At 68.3% G+C, this 21,506-nt stretch carries 20 protein-coding genes; 17 read left to right on the plus strand and 3 right to left on the minus strand.

The features are described 5' to 3' along the window. Window positions 1-256: 256 nt before the first annotated feature. Together F0U60_RS01810 and F0U60_RS01815 are read left to right on the plus strand one after the other, a co-directional pair. Entirely contained in the window at window positions 257-2,233 is a 1,977-nt protein-coding gene (locus F0U60_RS01810; protein WP_395813262.1) for a hypothetical protein, read from the plus strand. Next, window positions 2,230-3,582, plus strand: a complete 1,353-nt coding sequence (locus tag F0U60_RS01815; protein WP_395813264.1) for a hypothetical protein — start codon at window positions 2,230-2,232, stop codon at window positions 3,580-3,582. Before F0U60_RS01810 ends, F0U60_RS01815 begins: the two co-directional genes overlap by 4 nt. On the opposite strand, the gene F0U60_RS01820 is transcribed toward F0U60_RS01815, so the two are convergent. Both F0U60_RS01820 and F0U60_RS01825 read right to left on the minus strand, forming a co-directional pair. Beyond that, window positions 3,575-4,690, minus strand: coding sequence for an N-acetylmuramoyl-L-alanine amidase (locus tag F0U60_RS01820; protein ID WP_395813266.1), 1,116 nt, complete (start codon window positions 4,688-4,690; stop codon window positions 3,575-3,577). The two genes, F0U60_RS01815 and F0U60_RS01820, sit on opposite strands and share 8 nt — an antisense overlap. 248 nt (window positions 4,691-4,938) lie before the next feature. After that, entirely contained in the window at window positions 4,939-7,314 is a 2,376-nt protein-coding gene (locus F0U60_RS01825; protein ID WP_395813268.1) for an alpha-amylase family glycosyl hydrolase, read from the minus strand. Window positions 7,315-7,742: 428 nt separating this feature from the next. Between F0U60_RS01825 and F0U60_RS01830 the strand changes: the two genes are divergently transcribed. The 8 genes from F0U60_RS01830 to F0U60_RS01865 all read left to right on the plus strand — a co-directional run bounded on the left by F0U60_RS01830 (window position 7,743) and on the right by F0U60_RS01865 (window position 15,465). Next, window positions 7,743-8,528: an alpha/beta fold hydrolase gene (locus tag F0U60_RS01830; RefSeq protein ID WP_395813270.1), complete on the plus strand. Its 786-nt coding sequence runs from the start codon at window positions 7,743-7,745 to the stop codon at window positions 8,526-8,528. Between the two features lie 11 nt (window positions 8,529-8,539). Further along, window positions 8,540-8,953 (plus strand): hypothetical protein, encoded by a 414-nt coding sequence (locus F0U60_RS01835; RefSeq protein WP_395813272.1) that lies wholly within the window; start codon window positions 8,540-8,542, stop codon window positions 8,951-8,953. 330 nt (window positions 8,954-9,283) lie between these two features. After that, window positions 9,284-9,631 carry a helix-turn-helix transcriptional regulator gene (locus tag F0U60_RS01840; RefSeq protein WP_395813274.1) on the plus strand — a complete coding sequence of 116 codons (348 nt, stop codon included), beginning with the start codon at window positions 9,284-9,286 and terminating at the stop codon, window positions 9,629-9,631. Between the two features lie 10 nt (window positions 9,632-9,641). Next, complete coding sequence (locus tag F0U60_RS01845) at window positions 9,642-10,049, plus strand: hypothetical protein (protein ID WP_395813276.1); 408 nt, start codon at window positions 9,642-9,644, stop codon at window positions 10,047-10,049. 85 nt (window positions 10,050-10,134) lie between these two features. Then, window positions 10,135-12,267, plus strand: coding sequence for a nitrogen regulation protein NR(II) (locus tag F0U60_RS01850; protein ID WP_395813278.1), 2,133 nt, complete (start codon window positions 10,135-10,137; stop codon window positions 12,265-12,267). Then, window positions 12,257-13,627 (plus strand): sigma-54-dependent transcriptional regulator, encoded by a 1,371-nt coding sequence (locus tag F0U60_RS01855; protein ID WP_395813280.1) that lies wholly within the window; start codon window positions 12,257-12,259, stop codon window positions 13,625-13,627. Before F0U60_RS01850 ends, F0U60_RS01855 begins: the two co-directional genes overlap by 11 nt. Before the next feature lie 53 nt (window positions 13,628-13,680). Continuing rightward, on the plus strand, window positions 13,681-15,027 hold the full coding sequence (locus F0U60_RS01860; RefSeq protein WP_395813282.1) for an FG-GAP repeat domain-containing protein: 1,347 nt from the start codon (window positions 13,681-13,683) through the stop codon (window positions 15,025-15,027). A gap of 150 nt (window positions 15,028-15,177) precedes the next feature. Then, window positions 15,178-15,465 (plus strand): hypothetical protein, encoded by a 288-nt coding sequence (locus tag F0U60_RS01865; protein WP_395813284.1) that lies wholly within the window; start codon window positions 15,178-15,180, stop codon window positions 15,463-15,465. Here the strand turns inward: F0U60_RS01865 and F0U60_RS01870 are convergent. After that, window positions 15,462-16,247 (minus strand): SIR2 family NAD-dependent protein deacylase, encoded by a 786-nt coding sequence (locus F0U60_RS01870; protein ID WP_395813286.1) that lies wholly within the window; start codon window positions 16,245-16,247, stop codon window positions 15,462-15,464. The two genes, F0U60_RS01865 and F0U60_RS01870, sit on opposite strands and share 4 nt — an antisense overlap. Window positions 16,248-16,426: 179 nt before the next feature. Between F0U60_RS01870 and F0U60_RS01875 the strand changes: the two genes are divergently transcribed. The 7 genes from F0U60_RS01875 (at window position 16,427) to F0U60_RS01905 (ending at window position 21,501) form a co-directional block, all read left to right on the plus strand. Further along, the gene (locus F0U60_RS01875; RefSeq protein WP_395813288.1) at window positions 16,427-16,570 is read left to right on the plus strand and encodes a hypothetical protein; all 144 of its coding nucleotides are present in this window, start codon (window positions 16,427-16,429) and stop codon (window positions 16,568-16,570) included. Beyond that, window positions 16,570-16,899 (plus strand): hypothetical protein, encoded by a 330-nt coding sequence (locus tag F0U60_RS01880; protein WP_395813290.1) that lies wholly within the window; start codon window positions 16,570-16,572, stop codon window positions 16,897-16,899. The genes F0U60_RS01875 and F0U60_RS01880 overlap by 1 nt, the downstream gene beginning before the upstream one ends. A gap of 107 nt (window positions 16,900-17,006) precedes the next feature. Then, on the plus strand, window positions 17,007-17,219 hold the full coding sequence (locus F0U60_RS01885) for a hypothetical protein (RefSeq protein WP_395813292.1): 213 nt from the start codon (window positions 17,007-17,009) through the stop codon (window positions 17,217-17,219). A 192-nt stretch (window positions 17,220-17,411) separates the two neighbouring features. Further along, complete coding sequence (locus F0U60_RS01890; protein ID WP_395813294.1) at window positions 17,412-17,930, plus strand: hypothetical protein; 519 nt, start codon at window positions 17,412-17,414, stop codon at window positions 17,928-17,930. Between the two features lie 83 nt (window positions 17,931-18,013). Beyond that, window positions 18,014-20,314 carry a right-handed parallel beta-helix repeat-containing protein gene (locus F0U60_RS01895; RefSeq protein ID WP_395813296.1) on the plus strand — a complete coding sequence of 767 codons (2,301 nt, stop codon included), beginning with the start codon at window positions 18,014-18,016 and terminating at the stop codon, window positions 20,312-20,314. A gap of 264 nt (window positions 20,315-20,578) precedes the next feature. Beyond that, entirely contained in the window at window positions 20,579-20,959 is a 381-nt protein-coding gene (locus F0U60_RS01900; protein ID WP_395813298.1) for a DNA-binding response regulator, read from the plus strand. Then, the gene (locus tag F0U60_RS01905; RefSeq protein ID WP_395813300.1) at window positions 20,956-21,501 is read left to right on the plus strand and encodes a DUF6232 family protein; all 546 of its coding nucleotides are present in this window, start codon (window positions 20,956-20,958) and stop codon (window positions 21,499-21,501) included. The genes F0U60_RS01900 and F0U60_RS01905 overlap by 4 nt, the downstream gene beginning before the upstream one ends. Window positions 21,502-21,506: the final 5 nt, after the last annotated feature.

Below are 21,506 nucleotides of genomic sequence, written 5' to 3' on the forward strand. Positions count from 1 at the left end.
CGTCACGCTTCCGCAGCGACAAGGCGGCAGCCCCGCGGAGGGCCCCCACGCCCTCTCCACGTTGCGAGACACCGCGGCCACTGCGCCCCCGCTCGAGGCGCCCTCTCCTCTTGCGTCTACCGAGCTGGGCGAGCATGTCTTCTTCGCCGAGGCGGGTGAGCAGGAGCGGCTGCACCGCCGCCGTGGCGCCCGCGGATTGGGTGCGGACGCTGCCCTGGTGAGTCCGGGCAAGGCGCCCTCCTGCGGAGGGCAGGCCGTGCCCCCGGGCTGGCCCGACTTCTTCTCCAACAACAGCGAAGCACTCCTCGCCCCCTTCCTCTCGTGCACTTCGCCCGCGGAATACGTTGCACTCCAGGAGTACGTGGACATGCCCCGGCTGGTGGAGTCGCTCACGGACTGGGATGCCGTGCGACTCGGCGCGCTGGGGCCCGTGCGAGAGGACGCGGCCGACACTCTCAACCGCAAGCGTCTCGCGTTCATCCTTCATGCCACGGACAAGTATGGAGTCGCCCATGCCGAGGTGTTCGTCCGCTTCCTCCTCGACTCGGCCTATGACGATGAGCTGCGAGAGATTCTCTTCTGGCTGGCCCGGGACAAGCGGCTGGACACCACGCTGGGGCTGATGCCCAGGGCTCGTGCGGAGTTGGACGCGCGGAGCCTGAAGCTCTCGGCCCGTCCGGACAGGGACTTCCAACCCGGAGACCTGATGCGGGGGGCAGGCCGCGCCGTCACCGACCTGCTCACCCATGAGCAGGAGAAGAATGCCTGGTACACTCACTACTCCCGGCAACGAGGCCAGCTCCCACCGTCCTACCAGCAGGAGCTCGACGAGGTGGAGCGGGAGGCGGCGACGCAGCACTACTCGGCGGGCAACGTGGTGCTGGGCAGCGTGGACCACCTCACCTTCGGCGTGCCGCTGGGCTTCTACTACCTCGGGGCGGGTACGGGCCACGGGCTGTACTCGCTCTCGCACGGCGAGTACGAGCAGGCCGTGCGCGAGCTAACGCCCGTCGCGCTGCTGGCAACCCTGTATGTGGGTGGCAAGGGCGTGCGCACCCTGTACGAGGCCCGGGGAGGAGGAGCCGGACTCCAGCGGGGACTCGAGACGGTGCGGGTGCGAGTGAGTCTCCTCGCGGCGAGGACGCGGGAACTGCAAGCACGGCTGGGCGCGGGCGTGGAGGGCCTGCGAGAGCTGGCTCGCTACATACAAGCCAGACGTGAGGCGGGACGCTTCGTGGCCGTGGGAGGGGTGGACGCCGCCCTGGCCCTGTACGAGGCCCGGGGGGACATGGCCAAGGCTCGGCCACTCATGTCCAAGGCCAGGCCCGGGGCCACGGGCTCCCCGCCCGTGAAGAGCGGTGCGGGGACCCGCGCTGGAGAAGCTGCCGCCGCAGCCGACGAGGTCGCACGCCCCTCTCCTATGAGGGCCTCGGCCACGGAGCGCCAGGGCACCCTGGCCTCGCTGGTGGACGAAAGGGTGGGCCACACGCCGTCTGTAGTGGAGGCAAAGCTCGCTGCGGCGGAGCTCGAGGCAATGGGCCCTCGCCTTCCCAAGGACGCGAAGGTGCTGAAGCAGCACCGCCCCCTCGTCGATGCTTCATCGCCCGAGGCCCGGGGCAACCCGCGCTGGCGCGAGTACGTCGACTACTATGAGAAGCGCTTAAATGAGGTGGAGAAGGGCACGGCTACCAAGGGCCCCCTGAAATGGGAGGGCTACGAGCGGATGCGCGCGTGGTTTGCCCGGGGGATGGCCTTCGAGCGCGACATGGTGAATCTGCTGAAGGCTGACGCGAAGAAGCCTCGGGCCCAGCGCAGCTTCCTCGGGGACTTCGATAATCCCCGCATCGAGACGAACGTGGGCGTGAGGAAGGCGGGCTCCGGCCTGCGCTATGCGGTTGTGCTCGTCATCGAAGAGGGCGAGCTCGCCGGGCACCCACGGCGCGTGGAGACGTTCAGCTTCAAGAGCCGCGACCTCTCGGGGCTGAAGTACGAAGCCCTGGAAGCGCAGATGATTGAGGACGCGAGGGAGGCTCTGCAGAAGTACGGAGAGAGGTTGGATATCCGCCGGGACTCCCTCCAGTCCATTTTCCCTGAAAACAGCAAGGTGCCCGTCCAGCGGGTCCGCCTCGTCTACGAGGGCGGCGATCTCAAGCCCACGGATGTAAACGAGTTGAAGGCAGCCGTGGAGGAAGCCAGGAAAGAGGTTCCGGGCGTGGAGGTGCTGTTCCAATGAAGGTGCTGAGCGTGCACGATTTGAAGCCGGAGGACTGCCTTTGGTTCACTTTCAATGGTGCGTTTGACCCACAAGCGGCACTAAAGAGCGAGTTGGAGCCTTTCTTCGACGCGCTTGAGGAGTACGCCGACGGATGGATGCCGGACGTCGTTAACGGCAAGCGGCAACGTAAGTACGCCCGCGCCGCCATCTGGAAGGCGCTGGAAGAGCGGCGCGATGGGGACAGCACGGCCATGGGGCTCTACCGGACGGAGTGGCCCGCGCTGGACAGCCGCCTTAAGCTGTGGCTCCCACCGCGGACTCCCGAACTAGACATCATCATCAAGGTGAAGCCGCTCTCCTTCTTCGTGGAGGCGGAGCGCTGTCGCCAGTTCATCGAGATGGTGCGCGCCTGGGCCTCCCGCTACCCGGTCTCCCACGCTAAGGCCCACAGCACTGATGACACGCAATTTACGGATTCGCCGAACTTCGGCCGCGACGACGAGACTCGGCGCAGAGACGGTTTCGACAAAGTCTACGAGGTGTTCTGGCTCAACGTCTTTGGTCCAAAGCTGGTGGACACCGTCGGTCGCGAGCGCATGTTGTCCACGCCGGCTCACCGGGTAGATGAGTTGCCCAATGGTTCCGTCCTCCTGGTGACATGGCCCACCGCTGCGGACTTCGCGAGCAAGGAGGCCCGGCTCGCGCAAGCCCGCGCCCACGCTCACCTGCGGCCGGACCTCGACTTCGACACCGTGCTGCGCACCTTGCATGAGCGCAGCGCCATGCTCGCCCCCGTGGAGCCCCGCTTCCACCCGGACCTGGCCCCGCTCCTCTCGCGTGTGGTGGACCGCGCCGCCAGTCACGTGCGCCAGCGCAGGATTGCCGAGCTCAACGCGTGGCAACCACCCGAGCCCGAGGAGTGGCGCCCCGCCGACTCCGCCCTGCCCCCGGACGTGGACAACCTGGAGCGGGCTCTCGAGCAGTACAGCCTCTACGCCGAGCACCTCGTGGCGTTGCTGCACACGGAGGTGCCCTCCGTCTTCGATGCAACGCCAGAGTCGCTCACGGATGCCGACTTCTACTTCTGGCGCGAGGAATTCCCGAAGAGCCGCCTGCGGGAAGCCATCGACGAGCACGCCGTGCCCGCCATTGGCGCATACCTGGGCGAGGTGCTGGTGCGCAACCTGGGTGGCACGTGGATACCTCGCCAGAAACTCGATGAGGCGCAGGTGCTCGTAGGCAACCGTGTATGGTTTCCGTTTCTGCGGGCTCGCCACTACATGCGCTCGTGCCAGTCCTTGCTGGACTTCTCCCTCACCCAACTCTATCGCGTGGCGGAGCGGCATCGGCGTTGTAGTTCTAAATGACCGCATCGGTGGCGCGGCGGACGCGGCCCCAGTCGAAGTTGTCCGCCGGGTCAATCTTGCGGCCCGGGGCCACGTCCTTGTGGCCCAGGATGTTCTTCATGGGGACGTTGTACGTCTTGGCCAGGTACGGTACGAGCTTCTCCAGGGCGCGGTACTGGGCCTCGGTGAAGGGCGTCTTGCCGCTGCCGTCGTTGGTGATTTCGATGCCGATGGAGCGGGCATTCACGCTGGGGCTGGTGTCCCCGTGCAGCGACGACTTGCCCGCGTGCCACGCCGCCATCTTGTCATCCACCAGGTGGTAGATGGTGCCGTCCTTGCCGATGAGGTAGTGCGCGCTCACGTCCGTGCCCTTCTTGGTGAGCGTCGCCAGGTCCCCCGCGGTGTTGTTGGAGGCGGTGTGGTGCAGGATGATGCTGTCGATGTCCGCGCCGTTGCGTGAGCCGTAGTTGGCCGAGGGCACCCACTTCATGTCCGGCTTCGTCACCTTGCCGGGGGCGGGCGTGGACGGAGCGGGCGTGGAGGGAGCAGGGGACGACGTGGGCGGCTTCTGGCCAGCGAGCGCCTTCTCCAGCGCGGCCTTCGTCTTGGGGCCGTACTCACCATCCACACCGAGCTTCCACGTGGACTGGAACTTCTTCACGGACGCTTCCGTCTGCGGGCCGAAGACGCCCGGGCCGGAGTTCATCTGCGTCTGCGTCATGAAGCCCAGCTTCACCAGGGCCGTCTGGAGCTGCTTCACCGCGGCGCCGCTGTCGCCGCGCTCCAGGCCCGCCGCGGGAGCCGTGACGGAGGTGGCCGGCTTGCCAGGGGTGAGGTCCTTGAGCATCTCGGCGCGCGTCTTCGGGCCGTAGATTCCGTCCGCCGTCAGCTTGTTCGCGGCCTGGTACTTCTTCAGCGAGGCCTCCGTCTGGGGACCGAAGGTGCCCGGCCCGGTGTTCATCTGGGCCTGCGTCATGAAGCCCAGCTTCACCAGGGCCGACTGGAGCTGCTTCACCGCGGTGCCCGAGGCCCCCTTGGAGAGCGTGCCCGTGGGCAGGGTCGGCGCGGACGAGGCAGCAGTGGTGGTGCGGAGGACGTTGGTGCGGGACGAGGCGGTAACGGTGCTCACGGGGTCAACTCCGGAGGGGGGGAGCCGGGGGGGCGCACTGAAAATCAATGACAACGGTGGAATTGTCGCCGAAGCGCCACGAAAGTTGCGTCCCCACCTACTCCCACCGTCTCACAATCTGGAGCGTCCCAGACGCCATGTCCCACGGTGGTTCGCACGGAGTGTGGCTGCTCGGGGAAAACACAGCGGGGCGCGGCCCGTGTTGGCGCCGCGCCCCGCGAAAAGGTCCTGCGCTGCCTGGGTGAGAGCTACTTCGCGATGAGGACGATCAGCCCGCGTCCGCACACGGTGTAGCCGGTGTGCTCGCCGCCGATGAGCGCCTCGGTGCCGGGGCTGGCCACCTGGTTGGAGCCCTCGGCCCAGGGGCAGGTGTCCGTCACGCGGTACCAGTTCTTGCCCGCGAAGGGCCAGGGCAGCTTGAACTCCACCGGCTCGCTCCAGCCGTTGTAGGCCACGTAGATGGCGGCGGCCGGATCGCCGAACTCGGTGCCGTCGATGCGGAAGGCGAGCGCGTGGTTGCCGCTGTTGCCCATGTACGCGGTGTCAGCCACGGCACCGCTCGGCTGGAACCAGCGCATCTGCTCCATCACGTTGCCGTTGGTGTCCGAGCCGCTGAAGAAGTTGGCCGGACGCAGCGCCGGGTGCGCCTTGCGGAAGGCGATGAGCCGCTGGGTGAACGTCTTGAAGTTCGCCTGGTCCGTGTTCAGCGCGTAGTTCAGCCAGTTGGCGCTCGAGTCCAGGTTGTACACGTTGTTGTTGCAGTACTGGGTGCGCAGGAACTCGTCGCCGCCGGTGAACATGGGCGTGCCGGCGCTCATCATCAGGAAGGCCATGCCGTTGCGCGCCGCCTTGCGCTGATCCGCGGCCACCCCGCCCTGGTCCCAGCTGTGGTTGTTGTCCTCGCCACCGTCCGATGGGCCGTAGGGCCACGGCTGGTTGTTGTTCTTGCTGTTGCAGCTGTAGAGGTCCTTCAACGTCATGCCGTCGTGGGCGACCATGAAGTTGATGGAGTTGTAGGGCTTGCGGCCGTCATCGAAGTACAGGTCCGAGGAGCCCGCGAAGCGCGTGGCCAGGTCGCCCGGCGTCACCGCCTCGAGGCCCATCTGGTTCTGGTCCTTGCGGAAGGTGTCGCGGTACTTGCCGTTCCACTCGGACCAGCCGCTGGGGAAGTTGCCCACCTGGTAGCTGTTGCCGCCAATGGCCCACGGCTCGGCGATGAGGTCCGCGCCGGTGCCGCCGGCCGCGGGCCGCGGGGACAGGTTGCTCCAGATTTTGTTGAGCGCCGTTTCGGCGTTCGTCTTGTCGTAGTTGAAGCACCCATGCTCGCAGGTGTTGCCGAGCACCGAGGCCAGGTCGAAGCGGAACCCGTCCACGCCCAGCTCGTCCTTCCAGTACTTGAGCGAGTGGATGATGAGGTTGCGCGCCGTCTCGTTGCGGGTGTTGAAGTTGCCGCCCACGCCCGTGTTGTCCCAGCTGTTCTGCATGTCGCTGGTGAGGCTGTAGTACGTGGGGTTGTCCAGGCCGCGGAACGAGATGAGGTTGTACGTGTTCTTGTCGGTGGAGCTCCACGCGCCGCCCTCACCGGTGTGGTTGTAGACCACGTCGATGAAGACCTTGATGCCCTTGTCGTGGAAGGCCTTCACCATGGCCTTGAACTCCTTCGTGGGGCCGCCCGGCGACTTGTCGCAGGCGTAGCGGCGGTCCGGCGCGAAGAAGTTGAGGGTCATGTACCCCCAGTAGTTGTCGTCCGCGGTGGAGGTGGCGTTGACGTCGTTGTCGTCGTTGTCCGTCTCCTGCAGGGGGAGGAACTCCACGGCGGTGACGCCGAGCGCCGCCAGCGACGCGGCCTTCTGCGCGGCGCCCGCGTAGGTGCCGCGGCAGGAGGTGATGCTCGAGTCGCCCTGGGTGAGGCCGCGCACGTGCACCTCGTAGATGACGTCATCCTTGAGCGCGCGCGTGGGCTTGGTGCCGTAGCTGGTGGTGTCCGGCGCCAGGACGATGCTCTTGGGCGCATGGGCCCCGCTGTCCTTGAGCCGGTGGCTGGGGCCGGAGGCGAAGAGGGTGCCGTCCGTGTTGTTGGCGTTGGTCGGGTCGTGGCTGATTTCCAGCGCGTAGGGGTCGACGAGCAGCTTGTTCGGATTGAAGCGGTTGCCCTGCGCGTCGACGTCGGCGACGAAGCCCAGGCTGGAGCCCTTGGTCCAGCTGCTGTTGTACGTCCAGTTGGGGCCCCAGGCGCGGTAGCCGTAGTACACCGGGCCGGTGATCTTGCTCTGAATGGTGGAGACGGGGAGCGTGACCGTCCACACCTTGGTGGTCTCGTTCTTCGTGAGGGCGTACTTCGCGACCTCCTGGGCGCCGTAGGGCGTCTGGTAGAGGTAGACCTCGATGCGCGTGGCGCGCGACGAGTAGACGTTGAAGGTGATGTTGCTCTTCGTCGCGTCGTACTGTGCGCCGAGCGTCCAGGAGATGGCTCCCTGCCGCGTTTCTCCCGTGGCCTCCTGGCTGCCCTCGAGGGGCCGGACTTCGGTCTCCGGGGCCGGGCCGCAGGAGAGGAAGGGGGTGGCGAAGAGGCCCGCAGTGAGCAAGGCCCGCCACGAGCGGCGGTTTCGGGTAGCAAGCTTCATGGAGTGACTCCCAGGCGCGGTGATGGGGGGGTAACAGTCGAACGTGCGGGCCCGCGCCTACCCGTCCGCTCCAGTTTCCACACCCCTCTGACCTGAGAGTCAATCTGGGGCGCCGCGGACTCTGTCCAGCGCTGGGGCTCTGCCCGCTTGTGAGCAGGCGGCGAACCCCGGAGTCGCGAGGATGCCGCGCCGTGTCAGTTCCCCGAGGACAGTGCTCTCTGGTGCTCGTCATCGTGCGGCACTCTGGTGCGGCACTCTGGTGCGGCACCATGTCGCACGGTGTCAGGCTACGTAGGGTCCCGTGCGGACGACTCATCACGGTGGACGGGCTACACTCCGGCCAAGGACTTCGCGTAGCATTCGCGCCCCTTTTGGTTGTCCCTCGCCGCGGCTCCCCCACCGCGGAATCCCCCCTTGAGGAGACCCTCATGCCGACTCTGGTTTCTAGCGATCAGACGCCGCTTCACTACCGTGTCATTGGAGACGGACCTCGCAGTGTATTGCTCGTGCACGGGTGGATGGTGTCGGGCGCGGTATTCGACGAGCTCGTGGAGAAGTTGGACACCGCGGGCCTGCGGCTGGTGATTCCGGACCTGCGCGGCTCGGGTGGCTCTGGAGCCCCCGCGAGCGGCTACACGCTCGAGCAGCACGCGCGTGACGTGCTCGCGGTGGCGGATCACGCCGGCCTGAAGCGCTTCACCGTGGTGGGTCACAGCATGGGCGGTCAGCTCGCCCAGTGGGTGGCGGCGCAGGAGCCCTCGCGTGTGGAGGGCCTGGTGCTGCTCAACACGGTGCCCGCCTCGGGCATGCAGCTGCCGCCGGAGGCGGTAGGGCTGTTCCGGACCTCGGCCGGGGACAGGGAGAAGCAGAAGACCATCCTCGGGCTGGCGTGCAAGCAGCTGTCGGAGGCGGCGCTGGAGCGGCTGTTGAAGGACTCGGGTGCAGTGGCCCCCGCGTCCATTCAGAGCAGCTTCGATGCGTGGACGGGCGGTGGCTTCGAGGCGAAGCTGGCCTCCATCACCGCGCCTACGCTGGTGCTGGCCACGGACGATCCCTTCCTGCCGCCGGCCTTCCTGCGCGAGAAGGTGGTCCACCTCATCCGCGGCGCGCGCCTGGCGTACCTGCCGGGGCCGGGGCACTACCCGCAGGTAGAGCGCCCCGCGGAGACGGCCGCACTCCTTACGTCCTTCCTGGCCGGGCTGGGTCAGCAGTAGGAGGCATCCCCATGGCTTGGAGAATGTCCTTCGACTACGACGAAGTGCACGACGTCGTCACGGCGACCTTCGAGGACTGCGTCCTCAACAACGCGCTGGACGTGGCGCGCTGGCGCACCGAGGTGGAGGGCCACCTGTCGCGCTACCCTTCGAAGGTGGACCTGCTCATCAACCTGGATGGGCTGGTGGTGAAGTACACGGCGGGCCGGGTCTTCGGGCGCGAGCGCACCGAGGTGCTGGCGCGCTACACCCAGCGCTCCTTCCGCTACGGTGGCGACGAGATGACGAAGATGTTCGTGAGTACCAGCGGCGTCATCAACGGCGCGGCGGTGAACGTCTACAACTCGCGCGACGAGGCGCTGAAGGCGCTGCTGGCAGACCGAGCGGGGGGCAATAGCTCGCCCTCCGGCAAGAAGGCCGTCTGAGTCACCGTGTACGTCCCCTCTCCCTCTGGGAGAGGGCGAGGGTGAGGGTATTTCCGCCCTGTGTGGCTTCCCTGTGTGCTCCCCCTATGTGACTCCGAAGGGTAACTGGGCCACAGGTACGCCTCGAAGGGGCCACCGGCTGCAACCACGGTGACGATTACCCTCACCCCTACCCTCTCCCAGAGGGAGAGGGAGCTGGGGAACCCTACTTGAAGAGGTGGGAGAAGAAGAAGTGACCGGCAAAATAGGATGCGGGTTGACTTGACGTGCGGGGTAGATAGGGTTGTTGCCACCATGCCAAGTCATGTGCCCCTCGAAGTCCGGAAACGATTGGCCCAGGCCATTCGGAAGACCCTTCGCTCCGTCCGGTTGCTCTCGGAGCTCACCCAGGCGGAGATGTCCCAGCGCATTGGCATGAGCGCGCAGGCTTACGGTCGTTTCGAGCGAGGCAGCCCGAGCATCGTGCCGAGCGCTCCGACCCTGCGGCGGATGTACGAGGTGCTGTGTGGCTCGCTGCACGACCTGCTAGGTCCGGAGGGCACCGAGGCCCCACGTCCGGCGGCAAAGCCGTCCTCCGGCAGGAGCCGTCCGAGGCCGCCCGCGTCCCCACAACGTCCGGGTTCCCACTCGCGCACACGCCAGACGCGGCGTCTGGCGCTCCGGGTAGACGTGGAGTGAGGTGCGGCACATGAGCCAGCGGCTCCCAGCTCGGCGCTTCCTGTACTGCCTCCTGCAGGGCGACTCCTTCTCACCGTCGCTCGCCGAGGAGCGCACGGGACTCCTCCTGGTGGACAAGAACGAGCCCGGCGAGGTGGCTCCCTCCGGACGCTATGACGGCAAGGCCCTGCCGTATGGGAGCGCCATGCTGGTGTTGCTCGACGATGACCTGGAGCCGGGTGGTTCCGCCCTGGAGCCCCTCCGGGCCTTGAAGGCGCGGCTGCCGGACCTCCGGGCCGTAGGGGTCACCGGGGTGTCGCTCTTCCTGGTCGTCGCCTACGAAGGGCCGTGCCACTTCGAGCTCTCGCCCGAGGAGTTGGTGGAGATCTCCGGCCTCGGTGTGCCGCTGGCCGTGTCCTGTCACCCCGCGGCGACGTAGTCCGTGTGCGCCTGCCCCCCGGACGGCCAGGGCGTGTGTGGCATCGAAACCCTTCCTGCCAGGTCCGGAGTCGCGGGCTAGACTGATGCGTCCGACGCCCATGACCCGCAACGCCGTCGCCTCCGTGCTCCTGCTGTGCATCGCGCTCGCGAGCGTGGTGGTGGGCGTGGTGCACCTCATCCGCCGGGACCGCGCGGCGCTGGTGGACCAGTTCGCCGCGGACCGGAAGGCCCAGGTGGAGGCCGCGGCGCGCGAGGTCGCCGATGCGCTCGACGACGCGGCGGATGACCTCCGCTTCGCCGGCGAGCTGCTCTCTCGGCCCGGCTCCGTCACCGAGCACCGGCGCGAGCTGCTCGCTCTCCTGGAGGTGGTGGGCCAGTACAAGGCCATCCTCGTTCTGGACTCGGAGGGGGCGCAGCGCTTTGCCATCATGGACAGGCGCGCGGGGCCCGCCGTGACCCGTGGCGCCGTGGGCACTGTCCTCACGGAGACGGCGCGCGAGGCGCTCTCCCGGAAGCCTGGAGACATCCTCACCTCGCCTCCCGTGGCTGCCGCACCCGGAGGTTGGTCCCGCGTCTTCGCCACCGCCTACGCACCCTCCGAGGACGGGCCCGGCGGCGCGGTCGCGGTGCTGGTGGACACGGAGCCCTTCTTCGCGCCCCTGAAGCTCATCGCCACGGAGCCTGAGGCGAAGCTGCTGCTCATTGGCGCGCACGGCGTGCCCACCCCTGCGAGCGACACCACCCTCATCGACTGGTACAAGCGGCTGGACGCCGAGGCGGGCCGCGTCCCCTCCTTCGCGGAGCTGGTGCGGCACATGCGCGCAGGCGAGCGCGGCACGGTGCGTATCCCCGAGGGTGAGGCCGCGTGGCTGGGCCTGGGCGCGGCCGATGCCATCGCCGCCTATACCCCCATCCGCATGCGCGGCGGCGTCCACTGGGCCGTGGCCACGCTCGCCACCACCGAGGAGCTGCGTGCCCACGAGCGCGGCGTCATCCTCCGCGTGGCGCCCGGTGCCATCCTGGTGACCTTCTTCCTCGTCGTCTTCGGCGCCTACGTCATCGTGGCCTCGCGCCGCGCCGTCGCGCTGCAGGAGAGCCGCCGCCACGCGGACCGACTGGCCCACCTGCACGAGAAGACGCAGAAGATTCTCGACAACATCCCCACAGGCGTCCTCGCGCTCTCCGCCACCGGGCGCATCACCGCCGTCAACCAGGCCCTGCGCGAGCGGCTGCCTCCCACCGCCGTGGGCGCCTCGCTCCCCGAGGCCTTCCCCCACGCGCCCGCCGCCGTGGTGGACAGGCTCACCTCGCTGGTGGAGGGGGCCTGCTCCGCCGAGCGCGTCCTCAGCCTGCACGGTGAGCCGCTGCCCCTCTTCGGCGAGGAGGGCCAGTACCGCATCCACGCCGTCCCCCTGGAGCGGCTGGACGCCGAGGTGCGCGTGCTGCTCGTGGTGGAGGACTTGAGCAACGTGCACGCGCTCGAGTCGCAGCTCTTGCGCGCGGAGAAGCTGGCCACGGTGGGCATCCTCGCCGCGGGCATCGCGCATGAGATTGGCACCCCGCTGGGCGTGGTCCGCGGCCGGGCCGAGTACGTGCTGGGTAAGCTGGGCGCGCAGCACCCGCAGGCCGCGGGCGTGCAGGTCATCATCGAGCAGATTGACCGGGTGAGCCGCACCATCCGCCAGCTGCTGGACTTCTCTCGGGTGCAGCCAGCGCTGGTGCGGGGCGTGGCGCTGAGGCCCCTGCTGCTGGGCGCACAGGAGCTGCTGCACGGCGAGGCCGAGCGGCGCAAGGTGAAGGTGGAGGTGGAGGTGCCCGAGGGGTTGCCGCCGCTGTCGGCGGACCCGGATCAGCTGCAGCAGGTGGTGCTCAACCTGGCCCTCAACGCGTGTGACGCGTGCGAGCCGGGGGGCACGGTGCGGCTCGGGGCCCACGTGGAGGCGCCGGGCGAGCCAGGAGCGTGGAGCGGGGTGCGGGTGACGGTGCGGGACGACGGGTGCGGCATTCCGCCGGAGAGCCTCAACCGCGTCTTCGACCCGTTCTTCACCACGAAGAAGCGCGGCCAGGGCACGGGGTTGGGCTTGACGATGGTGGCTCAAATCGTGCGCAACCACGGAGGCCGCATCGAGCTGGAGAGCGAGCCCGGCCAGGGCACGTGCGTCACGCTGTGGTGGCCCGCTACACCTCTGCCGAGCGAGGAGCGACATGCCGTCTGAGGGACGAGTGCTGGTGGTGGATGACCACGTGGAGATGGCTCGGCTGTTGGCCGACTACCTCTCGGACGCGGGCTACACGGTGGATGTGGCCACCAGCGGGCAGGAGGCGCTCGCCGTGGTGCGCGGGCGCGTGCTGGACGCGGTGGTGTGCGACCTTCGCATGGAGCAGGTGGACGGCTTCGATGTGCTGGCCACCGTGCGCGAGGTGGACCCTGCGCTGCCCGTGCTCATCATGACGGCCTTCGGCGGAGTGGAGAACGCGGTGGAGGCCATGCGGCGCGGCGCCACGCACTACTTCACCAAGCCCTTCCGCCTCGACGAAGTGCTGCTGTACGTGCAGCGCGCCATCGCCGAGCGCCGGCTGCGCGAGGAGAACCAGGCGCTGCGTCGCGCGGTGGGAGACCGCTCGGCCTTCGCCGCGTTGATTGGCCGCAGCGCGCCCATGCGCACCCTGTACGAGCTCATCGAGCGCGTGGCGCATTCCCCCGCGCCAGTTCTGGTGCGAGGCGAGAGCGGCTCGGGCAAGGAGCTGGTGGCGCGCGCGCTGCACTTCGAGGGACCTCGCAAGGCGGGCCCCTTCGTGGCGGTGAACTGCACGGCCATCCCCAACGCGCTGCTGGAGAGCGAGCTGTTCGGCCACGTGAAGGGCAGCTTCACCGGCGCCACCACGCCTCGGCGCGGCCTCTTCCTGGAGGCGGACGGGGGCACGCTCTTCCTCGATGAGATTGGCGACATGGCGCCTGAGCTCCAGGCCAAGCTGCTGCGCGTGCTGGAGGACGGCGAGGTGCGCGCGGTGGGCGCGGATGCCTCGCGCAAGGTGGACGTGCGCGTGGTGGCCGCCACGCACCAGGAGCTGGAGGCGCGCGTGCGCGAGGGGAAGTTCCGTCAGGATCTCTTCTACCGGCTCAACGTGGTGCCGCTCTTCGTGCCGCCCCTGCGCGAGCGGCGCGAGGACATCCCCCTCCTGGTGGAGCACTTCGTCGCCCAGTCGCGCAAGCGCAACCCCCGCGCGCGCCTCACCGGCTTCACCCCCGAGGCCCTCGCCGCGCTCGCCACCGCTCCGTGGCCCGGCAACGTGCGCGAGCTGGAGAACCTCGTCGAGCGGCTCGCCGTCGTCACCGTGCAGGAGACGGTGGACCTGCCCACGCTCCAGCTCCACGCGCCCGGTGTGACGGTGGATGCCCACCCCCTGTCACGCGCGCAGGCGCGGATGATTCCGCTGAGACAGCTCGAGGGCGAGTACATCGCGTACGTGGTGGCGCAATGCGGTGGCAACAAGACGAAGGCAGCGGAAATCCTGGGCATTGACGTTTCCACCATTCACCGCCGCGAGCGGGAGCGGAGCGGAAACAGCGCGTAAGCGCAGGCGCGGTGATAACACTTCGGGTCTCTCTTCTTCGTTGGAGGCCCGACATGTCCCTGCCCGGAAACGCCACATCTCGAATCCTCATGGGCGTGCTGAGCGCGTTGTTCGTGCTGGCGAGTGCCTGTGAGCCGAATCGGCCGCCACCGCTCGATGGCAACCCGCCGCCGCCGCCGGTCAAGAACCCCAGCGACAATCAAGACGGGGGCACGCCGTCGGATGGTGGGCTCGTGATTCCCAGCGACGGCAGCTCCTTCGCGGCGAAGCCCTCGTGCGAGAGCGGCGCGACGTGCGAGGGCGCCTGCCCAGACGGCAGCACCCGCTGCGCGGGCAACTGCGGCTTCCTGGCCCCCGTGGAGTACGCGTTCGCCGGGGACCCGACGGCCATTGCCGTTGGCGATCTCAACGATGACGGCCGAGCCGACATCGTCACGGCGAACAACGATGGCAGATCCGTGGCCGTCCTGCTCAATCAGGGCGAGGGCCGCTTCCAGAAGCCCAGCCTGTGGGCGGCCGGGAAGGATCCCTCGGTCGTGGCGCTCGTGGACCTCGATGGTGACGACAACCTGGAGCTGCTCGTCGCCAACAGCGGTGACTCCACGCTCGGGGTGTACCGGGGCAAGGGCAAGGCCTCCTTCCATGCGCCGGTCACCTACGCGGCGGGAGACCTGAACCTCAATGACCTGGCGGTCGCGGACTTCGGCGCCGGGAGCATGAGCGTCGCCCTCGTTCGTGGCTCCGCGGGCAAGCTCTCCCTGTTCCATGTGAATGACGATGGCTCGTTGCAGAAGGCGGTGGATTCCCCCGCGTCCGTGAACCCTTACGCCATGGTGGTCGCGGACCTTGATGGGAATGGCTCGCGGGACATTGCCCTCTCCTACCCGGCCAGGTGTAGCGCGCCGACGGAGAAGAGCTGCCAGTCGGTGGGCGTGCTGTTGAACAACGGGAATGGCACGTTCCAGGAGCAGCGCTTCACGTCTACAGGCGGAACTCCGCGCGGCCTCGTGGCGGCGGATTTCGACTCCGACACGTTGCTGGACCTGGCGGTTGCCGATGCGAGCAACAATCAGGTGCTCGTGCTCCGCGGCAGGCGCGATGGCTCCTTCTACGCGCCGACCGCGTATGCCGTGGGCAAGGCGCCCTCGCGGATGGTGCTGGCGGACATCAACCGGGACTCCGTGCAGGATCTGCTCGTCACGAGTGCCACGGGCAACCAGGTGAGCCTGCTGATGGGCCAGCCGGGTGGCACCTTCGCCCAGCAGGTGCCCATCACGGCCTTGCCCCAGGACATGGAGCTCCAGGGGCTGATGGTGTCGGACTTCGACAAGGACAGAGCCCAGGACCTGGCTGTGCTCACCCACAACGGCATCCAAATGTTGTGGGGCAGCTGCCGGTAGTTCCACGTTCGGCGGTGGGTAGGCTGTCCGGAGGAAGTCGCTTCGGTTAGCCTCCCAGGCCGAGCTTGTTGTCCATGAGAACGGGGGGCCGCCATGGGTTTTCTCTCGCGGCTATTCGGGAAGAACGAAGCCGTTGCGAAGGGGACGTCCATGGCTGTGCCCCGGGAAGCACCCGGGCTCATCCCCGTGGCGGCCGTGTCGGAGGAGTACGCCTGGCTCCGAGACAGCCCCTGCGCGTGTGGTGGCGCGTGGTCCCTGGTGCGGCAGACCGTGGGCTCCAGCCCGGGTCTGCCCGAGCACCTGAAGTTGGACAGGCTGCAGGTGGTTTGTAACGACTGCGGCCGGGAGTCCGTCTTCCACTTCCAGGTGGACACCCACTCGCCGCAGTACCTCGAGGAGCAGCAGGAGCGGGTGAAGGGGCTCTTCGGCGAGTCCTAATGCGTGCTGGAGGGGTGAGCCTGCGCGCCGAGCAGCTCTTTCACGCGCTCGACCACCGGGGGCAGCACCTCGCCGATGCCCGCCTCAATGCGCAGGTGGGCCTCCTCGTCGAAGGGCGTCTCGCCGCGGTTGAGGAGGATGAGCCGGGCACCCATGTCCAGCGCCACGCGCGGCATCTCGTTGGCGGGTGACACCACCAGCGACGAGCCGATGGCGAAGAACACGTCACACCACTCGGACTCCGCGAGGGACTGCTCAATCTCCCGCGCGGGCAGTGGATCCCCGAAGTTCACCACCGAGGAGATGATGCGGCCCTTGCACGCGGGGCAGCGCGGCTGTCCCTTCAGGGGGCGCTGGGTGCGGTATCCCTCGCCCCATACGCGCCGGTCCCAGCCCACCTGCTCGAGGGTGTAGCGGCTGTCGCAGGCCAGGCAGCGCATCAGCTTGCCGTTGCCGTGCAGCTCCGCGAGCTTGTTGAGCGGGAAGCCGGACTCCAGGTGGAGGTTGTCCACGTTCTGCGAGATGAGGAAGCGCAGCTTGCCCAGGCGCTCCAGCTCGACGAGCGAGTAGTGCGCGACGTTCGGCCGGATCTGCGAGGCGGGCTTGCCCCACTTGGGGGGAGGCAGGCCGGCGTCGCGGCGAGTCCAGACGCCATCAGGGCCGCGGAAGTCGGGCAGGCCCGAGTCCGTGCTGATGCCAGCGCCGGTGAAGGCCACCAGGTGCTGGCTGGCGGCGATCCACTCGGCGGCCTTTTCAATCTGTTGCTTCAGGTGGGCGCTCATGGTCGGTCCTTGGCTGGCCAGCGAAAAAGGCCAGACAGGTGGCAACCCACGAGGCCGGCCGGCACATCCCGCGCTGAGCATTTCCGGAGCGATCGGGCGGGAAGGCCCCTGGCCGAGGTGTGGCCTCGCCCAAGGCCGTGCGCAACTTCGCGAGGCGCGACGTCTCGGGGAGGTGGCTCATGGGGAAGAGGATGGAGTGCGTCGCCGTCACCCTCATCGGGTTGCTGGCGGGGAGTGAGGCCGCACGCGCGGAGACCACCCTGCTGCTGTACACGGTGTGCGTCTCACCCATCACTTCGGGGCCCGGCCGGAGTGGGGGCTGATGCTCGATTTCTTCCACGACAAGGCGTACGCGGAGACGGAGAAGCCCGTCCGGGTGACGGGCACCCGAGGAGGCGAGCCGGTGGACGTGACGGAGACGCTGGGCTCCACCGTCCGGGGCTTCAACATGTCCCACGGGATGAACTACCTCACGCTGGACGTAGTGCACCGGTGGAACGCGTGTCCCGAGCCCGGCTGCACCGGGCGGCTCCAGCCCTATGTGGGCGCGGGGGCTGGGCTCGTGATTCCCCACGTGGCGGCCGCCATCGGCGACGCATTCGACACGCATCACCTGACTGCGGGCCCGTCGCTCCGACTGCCAGGGCCCTAGCCGGACGGGCGGCACCGTGTCCGGGTTGTCCCTCCCCGCCGGGGGGCTGACCTTTGTCCGAGGTGAACAGGCTCCATCTCAGAGGAGCCCTGGCGGAGGAATGGCACATGGCGGATCCACGGAATGAATCCGGAAGCAGGGGACAGGGCCCGGCTCCGAGCTCCGACGAAAAGCGCGAGGGCGCGAGCGAGAGCACCAGCGAGCAGCGGAGCGGCCTGCCCGAGCATCGGGACATGAGCGTGCGGCGTGACCTGGGCGAGGGTGACAAGGACAACCTCACCGAGCGTCTCGGCACGCCCACCGAGTCGTCGACGGAGTGAGCCCCACGGCGCTCAAAGGGAGATGCGCTCGCCGACAGCCGATGGGGTGAAGCGGCGGAGCGCGTCGTCCTTCCAGTAGAGAGGGGGTCCTCGAGCGGCTTGTCGAGGGTGTCCATGCAGCGCATCTTGCCCGGTCCGTCAGCTTCCCAGGCGCGGTCGCGTCCTCTGCGCCGCACCTCTGGAGGAGACGTCATGGGAGATCCACGCAACCCCAAACGGGCGGATGAGCCCTGGAACCTCGACCGCATCCGTATCGCCGAGACCGAGCTGCGGGCGCTCGCGCCGCTGGTCACCCTCTCGGGAGGTTGGGCCTGGCACTTCATGGCTCCGCCCCACGAGGAGCTGAAGATCTTCCACGACCACAAGGACGTGGACCTCTTCGTGGAGCCCGAGCGCTTCCCGGAGTTGGTGCAGCTGCTCACGGACCGCGGCTTCCACCGCATCTGGAGCCGCTTCGACGCCACCTCCACCCACTTCTACCGCTACGCGAAGTATGTGCAGGAGGCCAAGGTCATCCTGGACGTGTTCGTGAGGCATGTCCCCTGGGTTCAGGTGGGCGACGTGCGCGTGGTGGAGCCAGCCACTCTGCTCACCTTCTACGGTGACATCCACAGCACAGATGATTGTGTGTCCGTCCTGGCCGCCAGGCAGCTCCTGACCCGGGGGGTGAGCCCCATCGGGCGTCCAGAGCTGGTCACTCGGGCCCGCTGAGGCTGGACTCTGGATTTGTGAAGGGCGCGGGCCCACTTATATGGTGACTCCTGTTTCAAGCATGGAATGGGAGTCGCGTGACCATGAGCCGAGCGGATGCGAAGCACCTGGCCCTCCTCGTCATGAGCCTGGCGCTGGGGGTGGTGGGTTGTAGTGAGGAAGGTCCTCTCCCCGTCACCTATGCGCCGCTCGGCGCGGCCCGGTTCTTCATCGTCGTCCCGCCGTCGTTCTCCACCGTGGGCGTGGAGCGCGTGGAGGTGACGACTTCCCTCCCCGAGGGCGGGACCCGCTCCGTCCTCCTGTCCGACGCGGAAGGCCAGTGGAACGGGAGGATCAACGGGCTCCGGGCCGTGAGCGGCCATGAGGTCACCGCCGAGGGATGGGGGGCCTTGGGCTTCCAGCGCTTCGTGGCCGGGGCCACGAATGTCACCATCCCGCGCTCGAACACGGCGCTCGTCCTGCTCACCGCGCGCGAGCCTTCTCCGTCGCCGCCCACCGGCAATGTGTCTCCCCTCATCGACTCGCTCGTCGCGTCGGCGGATGAGGTCGAGCCGAGGGGTATGCTCTCGCTCCGGGCCGAGGTGCGTGACCCCAACACGGGCGATGTCCTCACCGTTTCGTGGGCGGCCACCAGCGGCTCTTTCGCTGACACCCATTCGGCCTCGACCGTGTGGACCGCGCCCAATGCGGAGGGGCCGCAGACGCTCAGCCTGACGGTCACGGATCCGAGCGGCGTCGGGGTGGTGCTGGAGCTCACCCTCAGCGTCAAGGAGCGGAGGACGCGCAATCCGGCGGTGCGTGCCGTCCTCCGCGAGCTCTCTCCGACGGCTCCCTCCATCCGGGAGGTCTTCGCGTCGCCCGCGTCCGTGGGCCCCGGGGAGCTGCTGCACCTGAGGGTCACCGCCACGGTCGCGCACGGTGTCCCGTCCTTCTCGTGGAGCACGACCGCTGGTTTCATGAGCCCGCCGGAGGGGGCCGCCGACTCCAGCGAGACCCTCTGGGTGTCTCCGTCCTGCCTGCCCGCCGACGTGCCGCACACGGTGACGGTGACGGTCTCCAACAGCGCGGGGCTCAGCACCTCGCACACCTTCCCGGTCGTCTGGACGGGCCCTGTCTGCACGCGGCCCCTGTGTGCCTTCTCGCTCGAGAAGGGGCGCCTCGCGGCGGCTGCCGACTGCACCACGGACTCCACGCTGTTCATCCCGGACACCTTCGCCTTTGATGGTCAGGGCCACACCGTCACGGCGGTGGACCCTTCGGGCGGAACCTTCACCGGAGCCGTCATCCGCAACCGGGGGAGCACCGCGTACGTGCGTGGCGTCACCGTGACCACGAGCGGTTTGAAGGATGCCTGTGAAGCCGGCGCGAAGCGTCTGCGTGGCATCCTGCTCGAAGGCGCCTCGGGAGAAGTCGTCGACAGCTGGGTGAGTGGTCTCAGCAGGGGCTCGGGGACGAGCGGCTGCCAGGAAGGTTTTGGCATCGAAATCCGCAATGACGACATGAGCCGCGGCCCCTTCCGGGTGGAGGTGCTGCGCAACCATGTTTCGAAGTACGAGAAGATCGGCATCCTGGCGACTGGCGCCGTGGATGTGACGATCGACGGCAACTCGGTGGAGGGTGGAGGAGCCGTGAGCGACATCGCCCGCAATGGCATCCAGATCAGCGATGGGGCCAAGGCGCGGGTGTTGGGGAACAAGGTCTCCGGGAACGCCTATACCGGCTCCGACACCGTGGGCACGGGTGTCCTGGTCAAATCGAGCACGGGCAAGCCGTTGGTGCTCGGACCTGTCATCGAGAGCAACATCCTCATCGACAACGACATTGGCATCTATCTCGAGCAGGACGCGGGAGACCCGCCCGACAAGGCGGCGCGCGCGTGGGTCTCCAACAACGTGCTCCAGAGCGACGTGGTGTCCAATCCGATCTACCAGGCCGCCATCTCGGACTACTACGGAACCGGGAGCGTCATCACCTCGAATCTCATCACGGGAGTTGGCTACAACCCGAAGACGGCGCCCGATGTCACCTTCTCCGTGGATGTGTACACCCCGCTGCCGGTGTCGCAGCTTTCGTTCCTCACGTCCTCGTATGACATCACGACCGACGTCTGCTCCAAGAAGGTCACCGTGCAGAGCCAGGATTCTGTCGGCAACCTCAAGCCCTCGACGGGATCGTTCGCCCTGACGGCCACGGGTTCAGCGGCTCCCGGCGTCACCTTCCATGCCGACCCGGCTTGCACCGATGCCGCCATTTCCTCCGTGGACCTCTCCAACCCGCAGGCGGAGGCGACCTTCTATTTCAAGTCCTCGCAGCGGGGCACGGTGACGGTGCAGGTGGCTGGCGGCGGCCTGAGCCCGGTCTCTCAGGACCAGATCATCCGCTGATCCATCCGTAGTCAGTCCCGTCAGGGACTCCTCACAGCGCCAGGGCCTCCGTCCTCCGGCCGCACTTTCCGCGAACCTGTCCGACAGTCGGACAAGTGGCGGAAGCTCGCGCCCGGAGGGGCTCCGGGACTGGCGTCATTCGGGCCGCGTGGCAATCCGCCAGGGCTGCCTTGCAGGCTGCCACGTCGCGCCGCGGTGCGTCGGGACGCTCCCGAGGGGCGGCTACAGGCATGTGGTTTGCTGATGCATGGGGGCGGAGCTTCCATGCACCACCCCTTGCCGTGCTGCGTCATTCTCGCGCCGGATGCGGACGAGTCGCTGCGCTCGCTGTTGAGCGATGTGCTGAGCGACATGGGCATTGCCTTGCGTCCCTGGGGTGGCGAGGAGCGGCCAGACGTGGTGCTCGCGCTGGTGCAGCGTGAGGACAGCGTGTCGCGGGTGCTGCAGGTCGCCGGGAATGAGGCGGGACCCGCCCCTGTCTTCGCGCTGCTGCCCTTCGAGGACGAGCGGTTGCGGCGCCTGGCGATGAGCCTGGGCGCACAGGGCTGCTACGCGCTGGGCACGCCACTGGAGTCATTGAAGGGGCTGCTGCGGAGCGTGGCAGACGCCTGGCGTACGCGGGGTGAACGCGGGGAGGCACGATGATGGAGCGGGAGAGCTGGCCGGTGGCGCAGTCGCGTGCGAGGCCCGTGCTGAGATTGGTTCCCTCCCTGGCGCCGGAGCCACTCACCCCCTCGGGCGAGCGGGTGCTGGTCTCGGCCGAGGGCTTTCGGCTCACCAGTGAGCGGCTGGAGGCGGCGGGTCGCTCGTGGCGGCTGGAGGAGCTGCGTGGTTTCGGTACGCGGCACGCGGCCCCGGGCCTCAAGCTGCCATTGGCGCTCGGCGCGGGGGCGGCGCTGGTGGTGCCGGCGCTGCTGTTGCAGCCGGGCTCGTTCCGGGTGACGGCCGCGCTCGCGGTGGCCACGGTGCTCGTCTTTTCCTCCATCGCTCGGCTGGTGATGGCGGCGGACACCTACTGGCTGACCGTGCGCACCGCCGAGGGCGAGCGTCTGGTGCTGTGCAGCCATGATCATCAGCTCTTCGCCCGGGTGGTGGAGGCGCTCGGCGAGGTCCTCGCGCCCCCCGAGCCGCGGCCCGTGACGCCGGGGCCCGGAATGCCGGTTCGCCGGCTGGCCCTGGTGCGCTGAGGCGC

This window comes from Archangium minus, assembly GCF_044360475.1.
GTDB lineage: Bacteria > Myxococcota > Myxococcia > Myxococcales > Myxococcaceae > Archangium > Archangium minus.

Coding starts and splice junctions, on each gene's coding strand:
- F0U60_RS01875 (WP_395813288.1), top strand. CDS start 16,427: ATGGGGAAGAGGATGGAGTGCGTCGCCGTCACCCTCATCGGGTTGCTG.
- F0U60_RS01815 (WP_395813264.1), top strand. CDS start 2,230: ATGAAGGTGCTGAGCGTGCACGATTTGAAGCCGGAGGACTGCCTTTGG.
- F0U60_RS01835 (WP_395813272.1), top strand. CDS start 8,540: ATGGCTTGGAGAATGTCCTTCGACTACGACGAAGTGCACGACGTCGTC.
- F0U60_RS01895 (WP_395813296.1), top strand. CDS start 18,014: ATGAGCCGAGCGGATGCGAAGCACCTGGCCCTCCTCGTCATGAGCCTG.
- F0U60_RS01865 (WP_395813284.1), top strand. CDS start 15,178: ATGGCTGTGCCCCGGGAAGCACCCGGGCTCATCCCCGTGGCGGCCGTG.
- F0U60_RS01830 (WP_395813270.1), top strand. CDS start 7,743: ATGCCGACTCTGGTTTCTAGCGATCAGACGCCGCTTCACTACCGTGTC.
- F0U60_RS01900 (WP_395813298.1), top strand. CDS start 20,579: ATGCACCACCCCTTGCCGTGCTGCGTCATTCTCGCGCCGGATGCGGAC.
- F0U60_RS01825 (WP_395813268.1), bottom strand. CDS start 7,314: ATGAAGCTTGCTACCCGAAACCGCCGCTCGTGGCGGGCCTTGCTCACT.
- F0U60_RS01880 (WP_395813290.1), top strand. CDS start 16,570: ATGCTCGATTTCTTCCACGACAAGGCGTACGCGGAGACGGAGAAGCCC.
- F0U60_RS01905 (WP_395813300.1), top strand. CDS start 20,956: ATGATGGAGCGGGAGAGCTGGCCGGTGGCGCAGTCGCGTGCGAGGCCC.
- F0U60_RS01870 (WP_395813286.1), bottom strand. CDS start 16,247: ATGAGCGCCCACCTGAAGCAACAGATTGAAAAGGCCGCCGAGTGGATC.
- F0U60_RS01860 (WP_395813282.1), top strand. CDS start 13,681: ATGTCCCTGCCCGGAAACGCCACATCTCGAATCCTCATGGGCGTGCTG.
- F0U60_RS01850 (WP_395813278.1), top strand. CDS start 10,135: ATGCGTCCGACGCCCATGACCCGCAACGCCGTCGCCTCCGTGCTCCTG.
- F0U60_RS01855 (WP_395813280.1), top strand. CDS start 12,257: ATGCCGTCTGAGGGACGAGTGCTGGTGGTGGATGACCACGTGGAGATG.
- F0U60_RS01885 (WP_395813292.1), top strand. CDS start 17,007: ATGGCGGATCCACGGAATGAATCCGGAAGCAGGGGACAGGGCCCGGCT.
- F0U60_RS01845 (WP_395813276.1), top strand. CDS start 9,642: ATGAGCCAGCGGCTCCCAGCTCGGCGCTTCCTGTACTGCCTCCTGCAG.
- F0U60_RS01890 (WP_395813294.1), top strand. CDS start 17,412: ATGGGAGATCCACGCAACCCCAAACGGGCGGATGAGCCCTGGAACCTC.